The sequence below is a fragment of the Niastella yeongjuensis genome, from assembly GCF_900110245.1.
Classification (GTDB): Bacteria; Bacteroidota; Bacteroidia; order Chitinophagales; family Chitinophagaceae; genus Niastella; species Niastella yeongjuensis.
The window spans coordinates 63,739-85,880 of sequence record NZ_FOCZ01000011.1; the positions used below are offsets into that span (position 1 = coordinate 63,739).

Consider the following 22,142-nt stretch of genomic DNA (forward strand, 5'->3'; position numbering starts at 1 on the left):
CTAAATTTACTTCCAAACTACTGCTTCCGACAGCCTTTTGCCTCGTTTCATTTCTTCCAGTTTTACATCAAAACTGTTCTTTACTGTATGCACTGGAACTAAAGCAACAGCCTTTTCCATCCATTTTATCGCATCCTCACTCCTTCCTGTCTTGTACAATAAACAAGCATAAGTATCAATTAAACCTGCATCGATATATTCAGCAAATATTACTAGCACTTTTTTCATCCAAGGCAAATACCCCTCTAATATTTTTTTATCTGTTGAAAATAAAAACGCATCGTAAGCCCTATTATTTATTGCGGACAACACAGTGGATTTTAGATCGACTGTAAGGTCTGGCGGATATTTATTTATCATAAAAAGGAAGTAGCGGGCTGATGCTGCTTTATTTTCATGACGTTCGTACCATTCTACTTTGGCAGCCAGTACATTTCTTCTGGCACAATCAGTATTAAACTTCTTGGTCAACATGTTTTCTAACTTTCTCCAATCAGCCTCCTGTAATTTTGCCGTTTTCCCAGTTGGTGACACTGTAGTGAGATAACCACCTGTCATGGTAACACCCGAACCCGCAGCCTGTTCTACCAAAAAAGGTCTAATGATTTCATTCATAATAGCGATATCAATTACATTTCGGGAAAACCCTTTCCGGGCCATAACGTTATCGATAAGATTACCATCCACATAAAAAAAATTAAATAACCGGGAACCGGTATTAAGAGGAAGCGAAGCCCAGAATTTTATATTTTCCTGCGTATACCGGAGGTTGGGTGGCAATTTACATACATAATCTAGATGTACTTTTATTAGTTGACGCCACAAATCCATATCACGATTGGCATCAGTACAACGAACCATATACGGAAGTCTATCGTATGCAATATCGCCTTGCTTATACCTTGCTAGCAAAATTTCATAGTCTTTATTAGGATCATCATATTTTCTTCCAGGCTGCATAGCCAAGCTTCCAAGCGAAATAAAGTTTTGTGTATTTTTAAACCCCACATCTTTATGTAAAACTATTCCCTGAGGAGATAAAAATATATAAGTAGGATACATATCTACATAATACTTTTTTTTAAGTGTGTCTACATCCTCGTACCACCTTTTAACCTGTTCATTGTCATTATCCGTTTTATCCATTTGTACTTTCACAGACAAAAAGTGATCGTTGAAAAAGCTGCCCACGGAATCGTTGTTATAGATTAAATTGTCCATTTGCTTACAGGGGCCACACCAGGTTGTAAAACAGTCTAGGAAAATGTATTTATTCTCTTTTAAAGCCTTTGCTTTTACCTGTTCCAGAGATAGTTCAAGTATCCATTTTATACCTTTTTCACTATTTTGGGCTCGTATCTTTATTGAAAAACATAAAATCACGAACAATAGAAGATGTTTGATATTTAACATGTTATTCTATTTATTATTATTTCAATGTTGTTATCCGATTACCCGAGGGTAATATGGTTGTATAAACGATCATGTGATTGTCACGACTTTTAATAACCGATATTTTGAATTAAGTTGGGAGCTTGTTGCAGGTCAGATAATGGTAATGGATATAATTTCTGATAAGATTGCCAAGGCGCTCCTTTTGCCTTTTCTGGTGTAACTATACTCATCACTGCATCGACGTTCGCGGTTCTCTTTAGATCAAACCAGCGATGCCCCCACTCACAGAAAAGTTCAACCTGTCTCTCATGTAAAATAGCAGACAATAAGGCTGTTTTATCGCTAGCAGTTGTATTAGCAAGACCCGCCCTACTGCGAATGTCATTCAGATCTTCTTGTGCTCCGGCTATATTACCTTGTTCGGCCCTCGCTTCCGCCCTGATCAAATATTGTTCGCCTAATCGCAACACCATGAAATATTCAGTCATATCTGAAGATGTAGTCGCACCTGGTGAGCTGTTTATCTTGTATTTATATGGAAACACAACGGTGTCAAAATCGGAGGTAGAGATCTTGTAACTTATAGTATCTACCCAGTTACCATACACTCCTCGTTGATCTCCCAATTCAAAAGCCCCTATCAGATTGTCGCTTATATAAACCGGATTGTCCACAGAATTAGGACCAGTATACGGTATTATTAAAGTTCGAGCTTCCACAGTATTAAAATTTGGAGCAGTAGGTTGCAATTGCCAGATAGCTTCTCGACTGTTTTTGAGAAAAACTTTATTTAAAGCAGACAGGCCAAAGAGGGAAGTATTACCTATAAGTTTAGTAGCATGCTCTTCCGCCTTTGGATATTCACCAATGTAAAGATACACTCTTGCCAATAAGGCCTCAGCAGCCCACCTGGTAGGTCTAACCCTTTCTGTTGTAGCACTTAATAAGCTGGCCGTCAAATAATCGGCGCTTAAAAGTTCTACTGCATCACGGAGATCTGTGATTATTTGTTCATATACCTGTCCTTTGGACATTCGGCTTGATAACGCATTTATCCTAGGGTCACTAGTTAAAACCAGCGGTACATCTCCAAAAAGATTAACCAGGTAGAAATAGAAAAAAGCCCGCATAAATTTAGCTTCGCCCAGAAGTTGTTGTTTAACGACCGGCGTCAACCCATTAGAAGAAGCAATCCCTTCAATTGCTGCATTACATTTAAATATGCATTTATATAATGGCGCCCAATGGTTAAAACCGGACCCAGGCACAACCGTTACTTGTAAGGCATTATGAAAATATTCCTGATATACCCGATTAGTAACACCGCCATATAGTGCTAATTCATCTGAAGATAAACCTGTAAACAAAGTAATACTACCGCTTCCTTGAACTGGATTAGTAATCTCAACAGCATTCATAGAATTAAACAAACCAGTCAAGACAGAAATAGCACTGGCATCATTTTGATACACATTATTTTCAGCAAGAGTATTCGATGGGGGCTGGACTTCTACTAACTTCTTGCAGGAAAAAATACATAATGCTATTGACAACATTATAAGTGTTAACCGCCCCTGCCATTCTGAAAGGGTTATTTCGTTGCTATGGCAATTAAATTTGTCCATTGTGATTATTTTACTAAAATATGACTGGGTTCGTATTATTATCACTATATGTAAACTATTGAGTGAAGATTTACAATTCCAGGTTTAAGCCTATTGTCCATAGTTGTAATGGCGGTAAATTAAGGGCACTTCTTGTCTCTGGATCGAGGCCGGTATAATTCGTGATTGTAGCTAGGTTTTGTCCACTGAAATAAATCCGTGCGCTTTGCCCTGAACCTTGTTTGGTAGTTTTCTTCAGCCATTTGGCTGGAATTTGCCAAGAAAGTGAAACGTTTTTTAAGCGGATATAGGATGCATCAGTATTATACCACACATCACTAATTGCAGGCCAAAGCGCGACATCATAACCGGTGGTATAACGGGCGATGGGTTTATTATCTCCAGCTTTTTGCCAACGTTCTAAAATTGTATGGGGTTGATTAGATCCATTCGGTATAAATCCACCTGGAGTCCAATAACCGTAATAATACAAATCCCTACCGCTAATTTGACGCACCAATTGAATTAGGAAATCCAATTGAAAGCCTTTATAACTGACGCTGTTTAATAAACCACCATAATATTTAGTAATCGGTGTCGCTAAGGCCGTTCTATCTTCAACATAGTTAGGATTGGAGGTTGTATTACCATTTTTATCCTGCACCAAGTATAAACCATTGCTGTTATCAACCCCTACATATCTCAATACCTTAACAACCCCCAACGGCTGCCCCACTATAACCCCTAAATTACCAGATGCATAACTCGTTGATTCAATATTTGGGAAACTAATTAGTTTGTTCTTAGGAATGGTCAAATTAACAGTGCTTGTCCATTGTAAATTTTTATTCTTCAAATTGACGGTAGAAAGCATAAATTCCCAACTTGTATTTTGAATAGTAGCGGGAAAATTTTGTAACATGCTGGTAAACCCAGTGACACTTGGAACAGCATATTGTATTAACTGGTTGGAAGAACGATTTCTCGCATAAGTAGCATTCAAGATTATCCGGTCATTAAAAAATCCTAGATCAAGCCCAGCCTGCAATTTGTGTGTCAATTCCCACTGCAGATAAGGATTTGGCGGAAATAATCCCACAGCTAACCCAGTTCCATCCTGATATGGAATGGGCGTATTGCTGTTATAATACAAACTCAAGTAACTATAGTCGGCAATCTGGTCATTACCGGTAGTTCCGTAGCTAGCACGTAGTTTGCCGTAGCTAAGAAAAGGAACATATTTATCTACAAAGTCATCCTGACTAAAGATCCACCCTAAACCCACACTCCAGAAATTGTGGAACTTATTTTTATCACCGAATCTACTGCTACCATCTCTTCGAGCTGTAAGATTGATCAAATATTTTTCGTCCCAGTTATATGTAAGCCGCCCAAACATTGCAGTGTATTTCGACATAACAAATGCAGAACTGTTATAAATACTTACGGTTTTGGCTGCTGCAGGAGATTTCATTAACTGATCGTTACTGAACCCATCTGCACCAAAAGACAATACATCGCTGGTATTTCGACTCCAAGTGGCTCCTAACAGACCATTAAAATTATTTTTACCAGTCTTTCTGCTATAGGAAATTTGTGGCTCTATAATAAAAGAATTCATGTTTCTATTAGCGAAATCAGTATGGCGTTCATAATAAATTCTATCTTCTGGCTTATATGTTCCCAATGGAGTAAGATTTGTTAAATCAGATTGCTGATTCGTGTATCCCAGACCACTACTAACCTGGAGACTTGGCAATATCTTGTAGGCAATCCGTAGATTACTTACCAGATTCCGGGTAGTATTATTATATTCATATTGAAGGTTGGCCAAGGGATTACTCCATGTTGATTTGCCTGCTGCATCAGGTTCCCAATTTAATGTACCATCGGCGTTATACAACGCGGGAGCATTAGGCGCTAAAAAGATTTGACTTGTAAAATCTGTATTTGGCAAATGGTTCTGATCATAAAAATAGCTACCTGTTAAACCTATACTAAATTTTTGATTGATGGAGAGGCCGTTAAAGTTAAAGTGTAACCCACCGCTTTTATCATCAAAACTGCCAGGAAACACAGTAGTTTGTCGTTTATAGGTCCCATTTATTAGGTATTGAACTGTGTTAGTTCCACCAGAAACACCTGCGGTAATATTGGAGTAATGAGCAGTATTGCTGATAAGTTCTTTTTGCCAATCCGTAGAACGAGTAGTGTCCCAAACTTTTAGATCATAGTAATTTCTATCAGTCGTAGATTGTCCATCCAGATCGATACCATCATTATTTAGTGCTTCATACCGCATATCCAGATACTGCCGTAAATTCAGCAAATTGGCTTTGCGTGTTACATTCGCCCAACCTTGCTGTAGATTCATGTTAAACTTTGAATGGCCAGCTTTCCCTTTTTTGGTGGTGATCAAGATAGCACCATTCGCTGCACGGCTGCCATAAATGGCTGTCGCATCCGCATCTTTTAAAATATCAATGGACTCAATATCGGAAGGATTAAGGTAATTAAGCGGGCTTCCTTGTTGTACAATTCCTTCCAATCCAGAATTTGTAAGCTGAGAAAAAAAAGGCACCCCGTCTATCACTATCAATGGATCAAGGCCATTCCGAATGCTATTTTGCCCTTGGATTCTTACCTTCACGGCACCACCGGGCAACCCATTTAGTTGATTAACTTCAATGCCAGTTACTCGACCTTGCAAAGCCAATAAGGGATTATTCACCGGCTGTTTTTCGATATCTGCCGCCTTTACCGTGCCCACATTTCCTGTGCTGAATCGACGCGAAGTGGTACCATAAGCGATCACCTGCGCTTCATCCAAATTCCCAACCGCTATTTTTAATTTAACAGATAGGAACTCATTATTCTTCACTACTATTTCCTGCCTGTCAAATCCTATCGACGTTATCTGCAATATCGCGTTTTCAGGCACCTGTCTCAATAAAAACTCCCCCCTCAAATTAGTAGTTGTCCCCTTACTCGTCCCTTTGACTACTACGTTCACATTTTGCGCGGGCATTCCACTCTCATCGGTTATAACCCCGCGTACTTCATCAATGGGATCTTTTATAAATGAAGGAGAATGTTGTTTAACAGTTACCTCTTTCCTTGGTCGAATTATAACTGTCTTCTCATTCACCTCCCAATCCAACTTCCTATCCTTCAAAATCAAATCAAGCACCTTCTCCACGGGAGCATCTTTAACAATAACAGTAACTTTCGCCGCTCCCTCCAACAACTGCGAAGTATACAAGAATTTATAATCAGTTTGTTGTTGTATCTTCTTCAGCACCTTCTCTATCGGCACATCCTTTTCCGATAGGGTTATCTTCTGCCCATAACCAGCCGCTGCCGCTTGGAGGCAGGCGCCTAATAGAAGTATTGCAGTCAATTTCATAATTCTACCTGCATGTCGCAGCATTTTACTGGTGCCGGCCACAGCACCTGGTTTTGGTTTAGTTGCACTATTGCCCAAGGCGAACAATAAATGCACTAGTTTGCAAACAATAATTTGCATAACTTTGGGTTGAATGTTAACAATGTGATGGCAGACATTGCAGGTTGACATGAAAGCCAGAAATGTAGCAGCATTACTGGCTTTCTCTTTTTAGCTGGTCGGTCTCATAAGCAGTTTGCTAAGCAGGCAGTCAATCGCAATTAAGATAAGTGGCCTAATGATAATGGACGTACAGCGTAGTCTCCTCCGGCAAGGATTCGATTGGAGGATAAGGCGGGTATGACAACGCAAATCACTACATGGAAAGTCCTATTATAAGGGTCCGGGATCAGAGCAGAAGGTGCACTTTATATAGGTTTTACAACAATTTTTTTTCCTTCGACGATGAACTTCACCGAACCGGTTTTTTCTAACAACTCTAACACTTTCGAAGCATTGCTATACCGGGAAATCTCACCATTGAATTCCCATTTCTTTACGGCTTCATTTTCAAATTGAGTGGGCGACAAATCATACCAGCGCTCCAGCTGCCGCATGATCTGCTGTATGTTCGTATTGTTAAAGAGGAATTTCCCATCTTTCCAGGCAAGCACCTGGTGCATGTCAACATCACTTTCTATATTTATGGAGGGACCTTTTACAACAGCCTGTTGGCCTGGTTTAATTATTTGCGCTACTTGTTCCTGCTGTACTTTAACAGAGCCTTCCATCAAAGTAACCTTTATATCATTTTCATTCTCGTACGTGTTCACATTGAATTTGGTACCCAGTACGGTTACACTCATGTTACCTTTACTTACCACAAAACGTTTACCGTGGGATTTGGCTACTTCGAAGTATGCTTCACCTGTTATTTCCACTTTACGCTCTTCATTATTGAATGCAACCGGATACTTTATAGAACTTTCGGCATTCAACCATACGTTTGATCCATCGCTTAGTTGTAAGTACACCACATCACTTCCCTTGGGCACTGAAATCCTATTATATGTCATAGATCGATCACCAGGGGCGCCTGTACGTGCTGTATAACTCAATAAGCCACTCTCTTGTTTCGTAACCTGAACATTGCCCTGGGTAGCCAACAGACCGGCTTTAAGGCTGTCAAGCCGTATCGAAGTACCATCATCAAGGGTTAAGTACGCGTGAGTGGTGGTGGGCGTTACATCATGTTGTACTGCTTTTGCGACAACCGGTGTATGTGGTGAAGGCTTCGCGGGTTTTAACCACCAATACATAAGCAATGAAGCGCATAGAACCACGGCTGCCGCAGCAGTATACATTATCACCCGCATTCGAAACTCCCGGCGCTTATACGCCGGGTATTCCATTAAATACCTGGCATGCAATTTTGCCCAACTGTCATTCACCTCCTGCTCTGCCAGTCCATACACACGCACTTGTTCCATCAGCGCGGGGATATTATTTATTTCATCATAGAGTTGTTGATTAGCAGGGGATTGTTTTAACCAGCTCTCCAGTTCAACTGCTTCTTCCGGCGTTAATTCATTCCTGAGCTGCTTAAACAACAATTCACTTATATTCTGATTTGTCATCACTCGGTGTAATGGTTTTGGTATTGGTGACAGCGGTCATCATTCTTAACATTTACATAACCGCTATTTAATATATAAGCAATACAAGAACCCCATATCTAAAAAACAACATGCACTTTTTTAAAAATATTTTAAAAGGAGCGTGGTTATTAGACGCAATAACAACGTAATGATAAACAAGCCTTCAGGGAACTTCAGCCGAAGCACATTCCGGGCAATACTTTTCTGCATATAAATATTGCTGACAGATTTGTTAAGCTTATCTGCTACTTCCTGCGGTTCCAACCCATCAAATACAAGCATTTTGAAGATCTTCTTACAGTCGTCAGGCAAACTTTCAATAGCTAAATGTATAGCCTCCACCAGTTCTACCATTATTATATCCGGGTTTACCTTCAGTAGATCATCCGGAAAGTTTTCTACCAGTTCTACCATTTTATATGCCCGCCTTCTCATCTGCGTCAAATAATTCAAACAGCGATGACGTACACGCACATAGAGCGAATTTTTAAGATGGTGTTCGTCATTAAAACGCCAACAATCTTTAAACAAATCTATAAATGCATCGTTAATTATATCTTCTCCAATGGTCTGGTCTTTAATAAACCGGTATGCAAATGCCATAAGCCTTGGCTGATACATTCTAAATACCAGTTCAAAAGCTTTCTCCTTCCCCTCACGAAAATCATTGAACGTTTGGCTGTCAAGCGTTTCCTTCATGTGCAATTTTCATAAGAATAAAAATCCTGCTGAAATAGGATCCAGCAAGACGCTACAATTGTTTAGGTCTGGAAGAATAAGGGATGGCAGAACTTTGATAGTGTATAGCCCAAAATATATAAAATAGCCAAGGGCTCATAATTTAAATGAGTCCAACTAAAAGGATGTTGATGCTGGATAAGTATCCGGCTTCAGGGGGTAATGGAAGGGGTTACATTTTCAATCTGGTGGATTCTTTGAGGAAGTATAGAAGATTTAAAGGCTGTACACAAATTTAAAGGACTGGCTGTATATAACGGCCAGTCCTTGAGTGATCTTGATCAGGAATTATATTTTAAAACTTTAGGTCATTCGGTTTAGTATAATTAATGTGTCGTTTGTTACCTAATTGACATCACTACTCTCCCCTCGCTTCGACGTTGATGATTTGTCCGGATCGCCTTTAACATACAGCTCCCAGAATTTCCGGGCATAGCGAAAGCCATATCGCTTTAGGATTCGTTTACTGAACAGGAAGGGCACCCCGTATACAACAAACAACACCACATACTTCCAAACCAACAGGTGCTTATCATACGCTATCTCATAAAGCAACAAAACCAACAGTTTCACACAGGCCGACACACAACCACCAATGACAGCCCTCGCCACTATATACTTCAGCGCCAGACGGGATAACTCAGGCGAATCGGGCAAATCGCCCCGCTCCTTTAATAATAGATGCAACAACATCCGCCGTCCCCGCCGGGGACGCTTCTTAGGCCCCTTTGAAAAGACACGGACCACAAACTGCCCCAGCACTTTTGCATGCAGGGCGTTTTTCATTTGCGCCACCAGGCGCTTACCCCACTGCCGTAGTTTCCCAACAGCATTCCTGGTTACGTTTGTACCCAGCACTATTTCCGCTACCATTATAGATACGATCCGGATAAACTGAGAGAACAGCAACAATAAAGAAATGTAAAACATCACCTTGGAAATTGGCGGAAAATAACCATCCGTTATAAGGTCCACCAACAGCCACAGCGGCACGGACGTGATCAACGCAGGCAACAGCCTGGTCTTCAAGAAGTACTTAATCATGTTTTTCATTGTGTATTTTCAGTTTTTGTTATTTTAACCCGGGCACAGTCAATTGAGACTGCTATTGTCATCACCGGGAGGCTTTGTTGACTTGTTTGAATTGCGATACAGCTCCCAGAATTTCCTTCTATACACAGATCCAAAGAATTTCAACAGACTTATACTGAATATTAAGCCAAACCCATATACACCAAACCATACTACATAATTCTCAATCAATACGGGTTGGTGATGTATTTTGTAGGCTGCCAACTCAATCAATAGCTTGCCGGCTTTAGTAAAACAATAACTGATTACCACTCTTGCTCCCAGGTAGTTCAGTGCACATCGGGTTAACTCCGGCGAATCGAGCAAATGACCGCTCTCCTGCAGGATGACTTTTAAGAAAACAATCCGGGATTGCATTCTATGCTTTTTCCTTGGTTCCTTTAAGGAGGCATCCACAACATACTCCGCCAACAGTCTTGTGTGCAGCTTTCTTTTCATTGTCGCCAACAACACCTTACCTTTCTCCAGCAACAGGTCAACCATACGCTCGTTTAGATCTACACCAATGATCAGTTCCCCCAATACGATAGAGACAATACAGAGAAATTGAGATAGGAACAACAACAGGGAAAAGAAGAAGATCACCTGGGTAACCGGGGTAAAAATGCCCGCCCATACCTGGTCCACCATTACCCACAACGGCACGGCGGTAATAACCGTAGGCAGCAGCCCGGCCTTTATGTAGTATTTAATATCGGTTTTCATGTTGCACTTTCTTTTAGGTTATGATAATAGAAGCACTGTCATTGCCGGTTCCTGATATACTCTAACAAGGCAATAAGGTAATGCTGGCGCAATCGCCATCAGCGTTCAATACGATCAATTAAAGTGAAAATTTTTAAGAGTAGTAACGATACTCCCCTATAGGGGGTCTACGATCAATCAGCGGTTACCAGGTTAACCAGACTGTATATAATACAACAAGAAAATTGCTCAAATTCCCTACCAGTGGAAAAAAAATTATAACCTATCATCGTCGCCTAGTTTTATCCGCAGTATTTTTTGAGCCATTGCTTTCAGCCTATATACCTTTTTGATGGGGATCTGCAAGATATCGGCTACCTCCGCCGGAGTAAGCCCATCATAGAAAAGCATCTTAAAGACCTTCCTGCATTCTTCTGGCAAACTTTCAATGGCCTTATGCAAAGCCTCCAACACCTCTATTTTAATGAACTCATTGTTCTGCAAGGCATCATCGTTCATCCGGCGCCCAAGCTCTATCAGCCGTATAATTTGTAGTTGTTTACGCTTCCAATAATTTATAACCCGGTTACGTACGCACGTGTACAGAAATCTCCTGATATATGACTCACTATCAAATTGTGGATGCCGTTCATACAAAGCCTTAAAAGCCTCTGCGGTGATATCCTCCGCTTCGGCCATGCTGCCAACTTTGTCAACTACAGCCATTTTTATTTTTACATAATACTTACGGTAAACCGCCTGAAAGGCCGTTGGGTCCCCTTGCTGAAAACCGGTTATAGTTTCGCGATCTAATTTATTGTCCATGAATAGTCAGGGAATTTTACAGAAACGCAAACAATGGTTAAGGTAATAGAATAAGGGCTTTCAGTATAGATAGGGTAAGTTTGCTACAAGATGTAGCTATTGCCAGTAATGCAATAATTATAAGAATTATAAGGCGGAGGCTATGAATCGTACTATGATGCGTAAATAAAGCTACAACTATTCAATCACAATTAAAATCACGATCACCGGAAAATATCATAACTATGACCATGATCAGCAGAAAAATATTTCTGTTTTCTTTTTACAAATCTGGCTTATTGGTGTATGCTTTCTCGTGAATAGGATCACCTGCGACTTTCCTCAGGGGAAGACTTAATACCCGGCAACCAGCATGCATTAATGCCTATACAGATAGAACGTACTGAATCTTTAAAAGTGGCTCGTTTTTCTAAAAAAATATTTAACCGGTAATGACTTTTACTTAGGCAATCAGGGAGTCGTCATCCCCTAATGCCAGGCGCAGTTTTTGTATGGCAATCTGTTTTTGAACATACACCGTACTGACCGAGATGTTCAGCTTGTCCGCTACTTCAGCCGGCTTCAGGCTTTCATAAAAAAGCAGTTTAAAGATCTTTTTGCATTCTTCGGGTAACTCTTCAATCGCCTTATAGAGGGTTTCTTCAATATCCGCTTTAATGAAATACTCATTCTCCAACAAGGCCTCATTATTCAAATAGATCTCCAGCGCAATCCTTGAATAATGATCGTTCTTTTTCGACTTCCAATAATTGATGACCCGGTGACGCGCACATAAAAACAGATAATTCTTCACGTGTTCTACATTTTTACATCGCCGGCAGCTGCTGTACAATGCAACAAAAACATCCGAAGTTATTTCCTCTGCTTCGTCTTTGCAGCCAATTAGCTTTCGTACGAAATTAAAAACGCGTGTATGAAAAGCTTTAAACACCAGTTCAAAAGCATTTTCGTCACCTTGCCGAAACTTCTTTATTGTTTCAGAATCTAATTTATTGTCCATGAATATTCAAGGAATGTTTTACACAAACGCAAATAATGGATAATGTATAGAATAGAATAAGGACATTTCAGTAGGGACAGGGAAGCGTGCTATAAGATACAGCTATTGCTATGTGATGCAATAATTATAAGACGGAGACTATTGAATTGTTCTATGATGCGTGATAAAGCTACGAATATTTTACTAAAACCACTAACATCGTACATCAAATATGCTGGTTAGGATTTGCCTTTCTCTTTTGCCAGGTGTACACGATCGTACCGCCTGCAACCAATACGATCAACGCAATGCCCCCATACAGGGGATATTGCTTTTCCCTTTCCTTCTTTGCCAGATGGGCAACTACTTCTGCAGGGAGCTTTTTGGTAGCGGGATTGGTAACCAGGTACAGGCTGTCCACTTCAAACGACAACGCTATCTGCCGGGTGCTGTCGGCGGAGGCAAAATTTGGCGAGTGATACACCAGTTCGTAAAAGGCCTGCACGTGTTTACTGATGTCCTGGTAAACTACGTTTAAGCTGGAGGAGGAGTTGGTATAATAATATTGTCCGTTAGTTGATTTGGCAATCATGGAAAGTGTATCACTATTTACATTACCCAGACCAATAATATACACAGGTACTTCGGCTTTATTGGCTATCTCAACAACTTCGTTCCATTTAGCTTTTGAGGAGTTGTCCTGCCCATCGGTCAATGCCACCAATACCTTTACGCCATCGGCTTTTTTCACCTCTTCTATCCCGTTGATCAGGGCATCATAAAAGGCAGTGGAGCCAACAGCCTGCATGGAATCGACCAGGGCATTGATTTGGGTGAGGTCCTGTGTGGGCGGCAATACCTCGTACACCTGGTCAGAGAAGCCAATGACGCTGATAAAATCCTTCTTTGTATTGAAGGTACCCACAAAGGTTTTGACTGCTGCCTTTGCGTTACCCAGCGGGCTTTTGTAATCTTCAGGCGATATGGGGTTCATATTGGAATCCAGCCAGTAAAGTATCTTCCCGTTGTTATCCGTGGCATAAACCCCTTCGCCCAGCATGGAACCGGAATGGTCAATTACCATACCCAGATTGATCGGCTTGAATTTAGAAATCTGTGCCAGTGACACCACATTACAAGGTTGTGAATTCTCCTTTACCGCCATTTTCTCTTTTGTCAAATTCCAAACGGGTTCGCCTTTTCTTGTTTCCGCCTTGAACACTACCGATACGTTAGGGAAAGAATCGGGGAAGATGTTTAAAATGGTGAGATCGGCCGTATCGGTGGTAGATAATTTGCCGGTGACGTTCTTTGTCTGTCCGCAAACTGCAACCGAAAAAGCTGTCGCAAGCAGGAAAATTATAATGTGTTTCATAGCTGTTACTATAATACGCCATTTGGGGCAGAAGTCATAATTTGTGGCTTAGCTTTTACCTGGCTATGAAAATCAACCTGCACTACGTTAGACTGTTACTCCTGTTATTGTTATCACGCTCAGGTGGGTATGTATATAGTCAACCGGTTATGCCCCTACCCGTTCACAGCAGAAAAGACAGCCTGCAACAGGATCTCAACCTGGTTAAAAACAAACTGCAGCAGGATTACCCTTCCCTATACCGCTATACGGCCAAACCCCGCATAACGGCCCTGTTCGACAGCTGTTATGCCACCCTCCAGGAAACCACTAGCGACCTTGCCTTTTTTGGGATGCTTAAATTCCTGGTGAGCCAGGTTAAAGATGGGCATTTGTCGTGCAGCCCTTCCCGGGGTTTACGGCAGTACCTGCGTGAACAGCAGGTGTATTTTCCCTTCCGCCTGCGGTTTATAAACAATAAGGTGTATAGCTATAATGGAGGCAATAACGGGTTACCGCCGGGCACAGAGATCCTGGCCATAAACAATGTGCCGATAAACCAGGTAAAGCACCAGTTGTATCAATATATAGTGTCAGATGGGTATATCGAAACAAAGAAGAACCACATTCTCGATAACTTTTTTTATATCTATTACTTTTTAGCGTTTGGCAAACAGCCCCACTTCAACATTACGTACAAAGCAGCCAATGGGGTTATCGGGACCCTACGGGTGGAACCGGTACGGGAGTCGGCATTGCCACCTATAGAAGAAGACTACCCTAATAACAAACTGCTGAACCTGACGATAACGCCTGACCACTTTGGGGTACTTACCATACAGACATTCGTTAAAACAACCCTGGAAGAAGCTGGACTGGATTTTGAGGATTTTCTTGACTCAGCGTTTACCCTCCTTCGCCAAGGCTTCGGCGGGCGAAGCCAAATAAATAAACTGGTGATTGATCTGCGGGGAAATGGCGGCGGCCGTGACCTGTATGGGTCATTGTTGTATTCGTATATCAGTAAGGGAAAATTTAGTTATTATAAAAGCCTGACAGCTGCCACCAATCAGCTGCCATATGACCAGTTCAAACGCGGTGAAACCTCCTTTAACGACCTAAACCCAAACCTGCTGACAAAAACCACGGCCGGCACCTACCAGTTACAACCAGCAGCACACAACAACCTGCAGCAGCGCTCTCCTGCTGCCAATAACTACACTGGCGAAGTATGGTTTTTAATAAACGGCTTGTCCTTCTCCACCACGGCAGAATTTTGCGCTGTCGCCCGCAGTTACCAACGCGGTAGATTTATTGGGGAAGAAACCGGCGGCGGTTATGAAGGCAATACCTCAGGAGTACAAATAGACCTTACCTTACCGGCAACCCAATTGACTGTTTCCTTCGGCACCATTCAATACAACCTGGCGGTGATGCCGGTAACCCCTATTGGGCGGGGTATAATCCCTGACTATCCGGTTCAGCCAACCATTCAGGATCTCATAAACAAACGGGACACACAGTTGGAGCGGGCGTTGGAGTTGGTGCGGGGTGGCAAAAAGAATAGCTCGTGAAAATTGCTTCCCGTTAAAAGGCAGTGTATATTAGCGGAAACATACACGTTAGCGGCAATCCTACAATCCCCTATAACTAATGGCTACAGAAATACAAACATGGCAAATCGTAGACGGCAAACTGACCCCGGTTTCTAATTCCCTGATTGAAAACGGACGCCGCGAACGTGAGCATTTGGAGGAATGGATAAAAAGCAATCCCCAGATTTTAGGTACCGACATTTCCATTTTTGGAGAGCAGGTACAAACAAAATCCGGACCATTAGACTTTATTGGCATCGATGCCTATGGCAACATAGTTATTATTGAATTGAAGCGTGATAAGCTACCCCGTGAAGTACTTGCTCAAGCCATCGATTATGCCTCAGACATCGCATCTTATTCGACTGACCAGCTAAATGAAATTTGTTTAAAATACACAGAGAAGACTATTGGTGATTTCCTTGCAGAAAGTTTTCCTGACACAAATTGGGAAGAGGTTGGAATTAACCAGGAGCAACGACTGTTATTAGTGGGCTTTGCAATTGACGAGCCGCTTCACAGAATGATTGAGTGGCTTTCCGAAAAATACAGTGTTCCAATTAACGCTATTGTTCTACATTATGCGAAAACCCGCTCAGGGGACGAATTACTTTCCCGAACCGTTATCATCCCGGAAGAAGTTGAACAAGAGAAAGCCAACAAAAAGAAGTTCGTCATAGAAAGGTCTGACGAACCTGGCAGCTATGATCAACTTTTATTAAAGGATAAATTGAAGCAATACTTAAGATCTGACAAGAGCTCCGCACAGCGCATCCGTAACTATTTTCTACCTGCATTGTTGGATAACGATGTAGTGACCAGACATGAAATGAAAGCTGAGTTTATAGCACGTGGGGCAGCAAGGGATGAAAAAGAAGCCGGTTTTTTCTTATCGGCAATATCCAATCAACTTGGACACAAACGCAACGACTATCTGAGACAGGTTATTGCATACGGGGCACCAGTTAATACGTGGGAAAAAGACAACTTTACTCTACGCCCCGAATACAAGCAGCTTGTTGCAGAGGTACTGGCTGAATTAAGACAACCAGGCGAATAAGAGCCAGCAGCCAACATGCCCCATTATTGTCCAGGCATAGAATTATCTTTTCTCAACAGTTATCGGCCTTGCTTCCAAAGTATAATAACTGAAGATCTCGGCCACTTCTTTATCGGTCAGGAATTTCAATCCGATCTCTGCTTTTGCATTGGCTTCATTTTCCATGGAACGCATGAGAATAAGCCGGTAAGCTTCTGTTTTTTTGTTTATGTCGAGTGACTTATGTTTCGAAGTAAATTGCTCATACGCATTGGCCATGGCCAACCAGATAGCTATTTCGTTATCAGGATTCTCGTCCCGCTTAAAGTCGTCTGCGGTCTCTTCCAACGTACTTGGGTTAACTTCCTCAAATATCCGTTGGATCTTCTTTACTTTTTCAAGCTGCTCCGCACTTAACGAATCATGAATGACGGGGCTTGGCGTTAATTCTTTGGGGTTAATTGTCTTAATCGTTTCGTTTTCCGGTTCTTCCTTCGACTTACAGGAAAAAACAGTCAATCCGAAAATAACGGGGAACAGTACTATCAGGAACCTTTTATTGATCATGAATGTGTTGTTTTATAATATATACAGGAGTCATCTTTTGGAGAAATTCCGTCAGACTCCAGCTTCAAAGGATACTTAATTATCTAAAAATTTTTCTCTTTGTTCTATAATGGATCTTTTGCATTCTGCTTTCCATCTTAAAAAACCTGTTCTAGCTAAAACATTTTCAATCTCCTGTGAACTCAAAGTATGAGTTGAACTTTCTTGAAAGTAATCATGTAATGTGCAAATAGAATTCCAAACTATTTCATCATTTAATATGCTTACAACCATTTGCAGGCATGAACTAATGTACTCATCCCGAAGTAACGAAGTGATATCATCAATATGTTTAAAATGCAATTCAAACATTTCGATATCTCCTGAATATTTCCGGTTCTTCAGCTTTTCACCCCATACGTTCTTCAAATAAAACGAATCTCCTATTACCCTGTTATTAATCACGAGTTCGTCCACACAAAATCCGGCAAGCCATGCAAGAATAGCTTTATCATGGTCGATAATTGTTAAATTATTAAGAGGTTGCACAAGCCTTATTCGAACGCCTGCCTCAGACTCGGAATCGTCAATCTTCGCAACATCTGAATTCAAGACAACAGCTCTCAATGTTATCGTTTCTTCAAATAATTTGATTAAAATCACATGTCCAGCTTCATGATAAAATTTATCTGTTGAATTTGAAGGCAGCAGGTTTTCATTTTTTTGATTATCAACGGGGAAAATTTTGGCAAGCCTTTTAAAAAGATTTTTTATTCCCATAAATTCCTAAATTACTCGAATATTAACTATCATATAAATACTACCAATTCACATTCTTCACTGTCCCCAGGCGGTGATTACGATACTTCTCGATCCGCCATGGTTACGATGCTCACATAGATAGATACCCTGCCAGGTACCGAACGCCAGTTGGCCATTATGAATAGGGATTAACACCGAACTGCCGAGCAGGGAGGCTTTCAGGTGTGCCGGCATATCATCAGAGCCCTCATAGTCGTGTTTATAATCGGGATCGTTTTCTTGTACCGTTTTATTAAAGAACATTTCAAAGTCAACCCGAACTGTGGGATCGGCATTTTCGTTGATGGTAAGGGAGGCGGAGGTATGTTGAATAAACACCTGACACATGCCGGTTCTGATACTGCCAATTTCCGGCAGGGCGCGCAGCACTTCTCTTGTAATTAAGTGAAACCCACGTGGCTTTTCAGGCAAGGAGATTATTTGTTGATAGATGGTCATAAATTCACATTGAATCAGTTCACAAAAGTAAGGCAAGATAAATGCTTAGTAACACTAGGCAATATTTTTTATATGTTTCTTAAATTTGAGTATAGATTTTAACCTTAAATGCTTATCCATGCTTGATCTATTAAACACTTCTGCTATCCCCTATTCCAAACCCAGCCGCCTCATAGAAAAGGCTGCTACCAATCCTTCAGTAGTAATCAGAGCAGTATTTTCAGAAATCTTTCCCGGTGATCTTACCGAGGATTTATTACCCAACTGGCTACAGGCAGCTGTTTCCAATAGAGCGGGTTGCTATTCTGAAAGTAATAGCCAGGCAGTACTTATGGAATTTTATGAGTGGTTATTGCAACTGGTGGAGGCCTTATACTTGCTCTCTGAAAATAAGTGTCAGGATCACCCCACTCACTTAACTGCCGACCAACAGGCCAACCCCATGAAAGTGATCACTGGTTTCTTTACAGTATATACCATTGAGTACGCCCGGCGCGAATTGAGCGATTTCCTCGATGCAGGTATTAGTCATGACGGTAATTACTCCGATGGCTTCACACCCTGGCTCGCATGGATGACGTATAACCATGTTACCTGTTTGGTAGAGGCTGCCTTTCAATTGTATTTCAATCATGCAATACAACATACTCACTTGCTTATAGTAGATGCCATGCCAATTGATAATTTATGCGGCGATTAAATACCACCCCAGGAAATCGAGACGATTGTTGACATAGTAATTAGCGTCTTTGTGAGAGCGGTTTACTTTTTAGTTGGGTTTTTGAACCGATTCAGCGTTCTTAACGACACGCCCATATAGGAAGCTATGTATTTATTCGGGATCCGGCTAAAATATTCCGCTACAATATTTGCCTAAAACAACCCATGTTTTATTACATCATAACACAAAAACTACCCTGTTTTTATTACAAAAAAATGCAAAAATTACCCCATTTTTATTACATGAATAAGAGGTGTGTTCAATCGTGACATTCAGGGGGAATTAATTAAATGGAGCAAGTGGGTGAAAATATTCAAATAGCCAGAATACGGCAAAAATTTAGCGCCCAACAAGCTGCCGAAGATAAATGAGGAAGGTATAATGCTATGATAAGAAAAAAGACCAAGCTCCGTGTCAAATTGCGCCCAGGCTTTTTCCAGCATATAATAGAACAACCAATCAAATGATGTCCAACGTATGTTTAGTCAACTCATTTTCCACGTTACCTGTGTTTAATGTAGTGGCGGGTTCAAACAGCAACACATGAGCCTCTTCATTTGCCACGGGTTTATGTTCAACTCCTCTTGGAATTATAATATAGTCACCAGGGTTCAAAGAAATAGATTTATCCCGCAGTTCCATAGTAAATGAACCGGCAATAACCAGGAACATCTCATCTTCATTGTCGTGTTTGTGCCATACAAACTCACCTTTAAACTTGACCAGTTTTATATATTGACCATTCAACTCTCCGGCAATTCTCGGATTCCAATGGTCAGTAATCAGGCTTAGCTTTTCCGCAATGTTTATTTTATCAATTATCATAAACAGTTATTTTATATCTTAAAGTTAATTGATCCCGAAGACAAAGCCATGGCCTCTTTTGCTACAGCTCGGTGCCTTGTGTTAAACGTGTATATTTGAATATGGATATTTTACTGAAAGCCATTCAACATTACATTCCGCTTTCTGCTGATGATGAAGCTATCATCAGGTCTTTGTTTCACGTACAAAAACTGCAAAAAGGCCAATGGCTGAAAAGAATTAATTAACCTGGGTGTACGAGCAGCCGTTTTTCATTGCTGAATTTTGTGTTACAAACATATAAAATCAGCATAATGTATACACAAACGGTACGACAGTTACTCCTCATCATGCATCTTTCAGGCCTCATACTGATGGTTGGAACCACGGTGGCGGCTTTCGTCACTTTTCGTGCTTTCACAAACAGGGTTAATGTAAAAAGTGACAATGCAACAGGCCTTTTACAACTCCTGACGACTTTGGACCCAATAAAAGGGATAGGTGGTATTTTGCTGATCCTTTCCGGTCTTGGACTTACATTTATAACAGGTTGGGTGTTCTTACACATGTTATGGCTTCAGCTAAAACTGTCCCTTGTTCTCCTGCTGCCGCTTAATGAAATTTTGATAGGAAAAAAACAACTAAAAAAGTTAAAGGCCGCCTTTTTTGAAAGTAATCCCGACAGCACTGCCGTAATAAAAAAGACAGTACCTAAAATCGCCAGGTTTTACACCATTCAACTATTGCTGTTTTTGGCGATCCTTGTAATTGCGGTATTGAAATTTAACTAGTCAATCGCAACTGGCCATTGTTTCCTCACAGGGACATGCCAGCTTGATGGTGAATACAACAACGATTCTGACCTATCTCAACAGTTTTTTAAATTCGGATATTATATCATTAAACTCAGCATCAGAATGTGTCAATTCCAAGCTTTATGCTGGATCCTTTCCTAACCTCTGCAGTTTATCCAAATATGCCTGTTTATATTGTTTCTTTGTTTTATCATCCAGAAAAGAGTGATCAATCATTTTTATTACCACATCGGATTTGCTAAGAATTTGACTAATGATACGCTCGGTTCTTATTTCAAGCATTCCAATTCTTCTGGCTAATTCCCGGAATTCCGGTTGGCCATAATAGCCATAGGTGCTATAAAATTCGCCATGTATATCATTATCGTATAAATCAAGCGCGGTATCATATTCGCCAGGCGTGTGAATCACAGTACTCAGCAAATCATAAGCAGGTGACAACGCATAGTCATTCATCTCGGTTTGTAAAAGCGAGAAATTTTTTAGGTGTGCATCTCCATTGGAGAAAATATAATTGAATAAGACAACGCGAAAATATGTTTCCAGTATCGGTTGCGCTGCTGCTACATACTTTTTTATTAACAGACCGATATCCTCATAACTGCCCTCGTATTTAAAATGTTCACCATTGTTTAGTCTGGTTCGGCCGCTTAATTGCGCCATATCTTCCTGCAAATATTTTGAGCCATCCGGCTTTCGATCAAAGCGTCGGGTAATATAAGCAGGTGTTCCATCGTTAAAATAGATCAGCGCATTAGCTGCTGTTTTGATACCAAATATTTGTGAGGCAATTTGCATGGTCAGGTGCTCATTTTCCGGAACCTGCTCAATATTTGCCAAAAAGTTAGCCGCAGGAATGGGTTTTAAAATATATTCGCCATCCTTCTCAGTAAAATCGAGCACTTTACCATTTAGCCTCAAAGAATATTTTAATTGTACCCCTGATATAGAGAGATGTTTTATTTTTTCCTGATAAATTTCTACATCTGCCTTTGGTGGATCAAATGGGAGTCTTGATGAAACTTTTGCTCCTTCAAACAGGCTTTTTCTGCAAGGTAAGCAGTAACCACCAGCACTCTTTTTATAACATCCAGGACAATTCATTCACTCAATTCTTTAATAGTTATTGCTCCAATTGTATCTTCTCCAGCAGTTTTTAGCAGCCGGGTAAAGTCATCATTTTCGTCAATGTGTAATAATTTGCATTGAATATCTTTATTAACTCCTTCCGCCAGTAAGCCTGCGAAAAAGGAAAACAAAAAAGAACTTTGGTGCTCTAATTTGTCCTTCGGCAGTGTAAGGCTAATTGCAGGCAGCGTTGAATCATTGAAGTAATCGGCAGTATAGGTAAACCTATAGTCATCACTACTACGCTTTTCTAAAATGCCGGCAAGTTTGTCATTATTGTAAACCGCGCCTTTCTGCATTACTTAATTGTTTTAACCTGAATGGTTATTTCCATACCCAACGTATCAGTTAATTTCTCTAAAGTTGTAAACGAAGGGTTACTACTACCTTTTTCAATATCATAAATAGTCCGGATAGTTATACCACTCATTTCGGACAGATCTCCCTGTCGAAGTTGTAAAAATTCACGGCGGAATTTCAAAGCTTGCCCAATTTCCTTCAATGTCATCGGAAGTATATT

At 40.8% G+C, this 22,142-nt stretch carries 22 protein-coding genes; 5 read left to right on the forward strand and 17 right to left on the reverse strand.

Features of this window, described 5'->3' with window-relative positions; translation table 11 throughout:
* Positions 1–6: 6 nt before the first annotated feature.
* From BMX95_RS25280 to BMX95_RS25325, 10 genes are all read right to left on the reverse strand, one after another.
* A complete protein-coding gene (locus BMX95_RS25280) occupies positions 7–1,413 on the reverse strand; it encodes a thioredoxin family protein (RefSeq protein WP_081197648.1) in 1,407 nt (468 codons plus the stop codon).
* A gap of 89 nt (positions 1,414–1,502) precedes the next feature.
* Positions 1,503–3,020 carry a RagB/SusD family nutrient uptake outer membrane protein gene (locus tag BMX95_RS25285; protein ID WP_081197647.1) on the reverse strand — a complete coding sequence of 506 codons (1,518 nt, stop codon included), beginning with the start codon at positions 3,018–3,020 and terminating at the stop codon, positions 1,503–1,505.
* 70 nt (positions 3,021–3,090) lie between these two features.
* Positions 3,091–6,525 (reverse strand): SusC/RagA family TonB-linked outer membrane protein, encoded by a 3,435-nt coding sequence (locus tag BMX95_RS25290; protein ID WP_165758811.1) that lies wholly within the window; start codon positions 6,523–6,525, stop codon positions 3,091–3,093.
* A 287-nt stretch (positions 6,526–6,812) separates the two neighbouring features.
* Positions 6,813–8,021: a FecR family protein gene (locus BMX95_RS25295; protein WP_081197645.1), complete on the reverse strand. Its 1,209-nt coding sequence runs from the start codon at positions 8,019–8,021 to the stop codon at positions 6,813–6,815.
* 120 nt (positions 8,022–8,141) lie between these two features.
* Positions 8,142–8,741: an RNA polymerase sigma factor gene (locus BMX95_RS25300; protein WP_081197644.1), complete on the reverse strand. Its 600-nt coding sequence runs from the start codon at positions 8,739–8,741 to the stop codon at positions 8,142–8,144.
* A 384-nt stretch (positions 8,742–9,125) separates the two neighbouring features.
* Positions 9,126–9,833, reverse strand: coding sequence for a hypothetical protein (locus tag BMX95_RS25305; RefSeq protein WP_081197643.1), 708 nt, complete (start codon positions 9,831–9,833; stop codon positions 9,126–9,128).
* Between the two features lie 39 nt (positions 9,834–9,872).
* Positions 9,873–10,577 carry a hypothetical protein gene (locus tag BMX95_RS25310; RefSeq protein ID WP_081197642.1) on the reverse strand — a complete coding sequence of 235 codons (705 nt, stop codon included), beginning with the start codon at positions 10,575–10,577 and terminating at the stop codon, positions 9,873–9,875.
* Positions 10,578–10,832: 255 nt separating this feature from the next.
* Entirely contained in the window at positions 10,833–11,381 is a 549-nt protein-coding gene (locus tag BMX95_RS25315) for an RNA polymerase sigma factor (RefSeq protein ID WP_081197641.1), read from the reverse strand.
* 442 nt (positions 11,382–11,823) lie between these two features.
* Positions 11,824–12,381: an RNA polymerase sigma factor gene (locus BMX95_RS25320; protein ID WP_081197640.1), complete on the reverse strand. Its 558-nt coding sequence runs from the start codon at positions 12,379–12,381 to the stop codon at positions 11,824–11,826.
* 205 nt (positions 12,382–12,586) lie between these two features.
* Positions 12,587–13,735, reverse strand: a complete 1,149-nt coding sequence (locus BMX95_RS25325; RefSeq protein WP_081197639.1) for a vWA domain-containing protein — start codon at positions 13,733–13,735, stop codon at positions 12,587–12,589.
* A 65-nt stretch (positions 13,736–13,800) separates the two neighbouring features.
* On the opposite strand from BMX95_RS25325, the gene BMX95_RS25330 reads away from it, so the two are divergent.
* Positions 13,801–15,288, forward strand: a complete 1,488-nt coding sequence (locus tag BMX95_RS25330; RefSeq protein ID WP_081197638.1) for a S41 family peptidase — start codon at positions 13,801–13,803, stop codon at positions 15,286–15,288.
* Between the two features lie 79 nt (positions 15,289–15,367).
* Positions 15,368–16,369, forward strand: a complete 1,002-nt coding sequence (locus tag BMX95_RS25335) for a PDDEXK family nuclease (RefSeq protein WP_081197637.1) — start codon at positions 15,368–15,370, stop codon at positions 16,367–16,369.
* A 42-nt stretch (positions 16,370–16,411) separates the two neighbouring features.
* On the opposite strand, the gene BMX95_RS25340 is transcribed toward BMX95_RS25335, so the two are convergent.
* The 3 genes from BMX95_RS25340 to BMX95_RS25350 all read right to left on the reverse strand — a co-directional run bounded on the left by BMX95_RS25340 (position 16,412) and on the right by BMX95_RS25350 (position 18,154).
* Positions 16,412–16,915: a hypothetical protein gene (locus tag BMX95_RS25340; RefSeq protein WP_081197636.1), complete on the reverse strand. Its 504-nt coding sequence runs from the start codon at positions 16,913–16,915 to the stop codon at positions 16,412–16,414.
* Positions 16,916–16,990: 75 nt separating this feature from the next.
* Positions 16,991–17,674, reverse strand: coding sequence for a hypothetical protein (locus BMX95_RS25345; RefSeq protein ID WP_081197635.1), 684 nt, complete (start codon positions 17,672–17,674; stop codon positions 16,991–16,993).
* 57 nt (positions 17,675–17,731) lie between these two features.
* The gene (locus tag BMX95_RS25350) at positions 17,732–18,154 is read right to left on the reverse strand and encodes a secondary thiamine-phosphate synthase enzyme YjbQ (protein ID WP_081197634.1); all 423 of its coding nucleotides are present in this window, start codon (positions 18,152–18,154) and stop codon (positions 17,732–17,734) included.
* 118 nt (positions 18,155–18,272) lie between these two features.
* On the opposite strand from BMX95_RS25350, the gene BMX95_RS25355 reads away from it, so the two are divergent.
* The gene (locus BMX95_RS25355) at positions 18,273–18,854 is read left to right on the forward strand and encodes a hypothetical protein (protein WP_081197633.1); all 582 of its coding nucleotides are present in this window, start codon (positions 18,273–18,275) and stop codon (positions 18,852–18,854) included.
* A 480-nt stretch (positions 18,855–19,334) separates the two neighbouring features.
* On the opposite strand, the gene BMX95_RS25360 is transcribed toward BMX95_RS25355, so the two are convergent.
* Positions 19,335–19,700, reverse strand: a complete 366-nt coding sequence (locus BMX95_RS25360) for a cupin domain-containing protein (protein ID WP_081197632.1) — start codon at positions 19,698–19,700, stop codon at positions 19,335–19,337.
* Positions 19,701–19,801: 101 nt separating this feature from the next.
* Between BMX95_RS25360 and BMX95_RS35710 the strand changes: the two genes are divergently transcribed.
* Both BMX95_RS35710 and BMX95_RS25370 read left to right on the forward strand, forming a co-directional pair.
* Positions 19,802–19,927: a hypothetical protein gene (locus BMX95_RS35710; RefSeq protein ID WP_262493537.1), complete on the forward strand. Its 126-nt coding sequence runs from the start codon at positions 19,802–19,804 to the stop codon at positions 19,925–19,927.
* A gap of 66 nt (positions 19,928–19,993) precedes the next feature.
* Positions 19,994–20,470 (forward strand): DUF2214 family protein, encoded by a 477-nt coding sequence (locus tag BMX95_RS25370; protein ID WP_081197631.1) that lies wholly within the window; start codon positions 19,994–19,996, stop codon positions 20,468–20,470.
* A gap of 144 nt (positions 20,471–20,614) precedes the next feature.
* Here the strand turns inward: BMX95_RS25370 and BMX95_RS25375 are convergent, their stop codons facing one another.
* The 3 genes from BMX95_RS25375 to BMX95_RS25385 are packed head-to-tail and all read right to left on the reverse strand — an operon-like array spanning position 20,615 to position 22,130.
* On the reverse strand, positions 20,615–21,598 hold the full coding sequence (locus BMX95_RS25375) for a HipA domain-containing protein (protein ID WP_081197630.1): 984 nt from the start codon (positions 21,596–21,598) through the stop codon (positions 20,615–20,617).
* Positions 21,595–21,921 (reverse strand): HipA N-terminal domain-containing protein, encoded by a 327-nt coding sequence (locus BMX95_RS25380; RefSeq protein WP_081197629.1) that lies wholly within the window; start codon positions 21,919–21,921, stop codon positions 21,595–21,597. The genes BMX95_RS25375 and BMX95_RS25380 overlap by 4 nt, the downstream gene beginning before the upstream one ends.
* The gene (locus BMX95_RS25385) at positions 21,921–22,130 is read right to left on the reverse strand and encodes a helix-turn-helix domain-containing protein (protein ID WP_133053841.1); all 210 of its coding nucleotides are present in this window, start codon (positions 22,128–22,130) and stop codon (positions 21,921–21,923) included. Before BMX95_RS25385 ends, BMX95_RS25380 begins: the two co-directional genes overlap by 1 nt.
* Between the last annotated feature and the right edge of the window lie 12 nt (positions 22,131–22,142).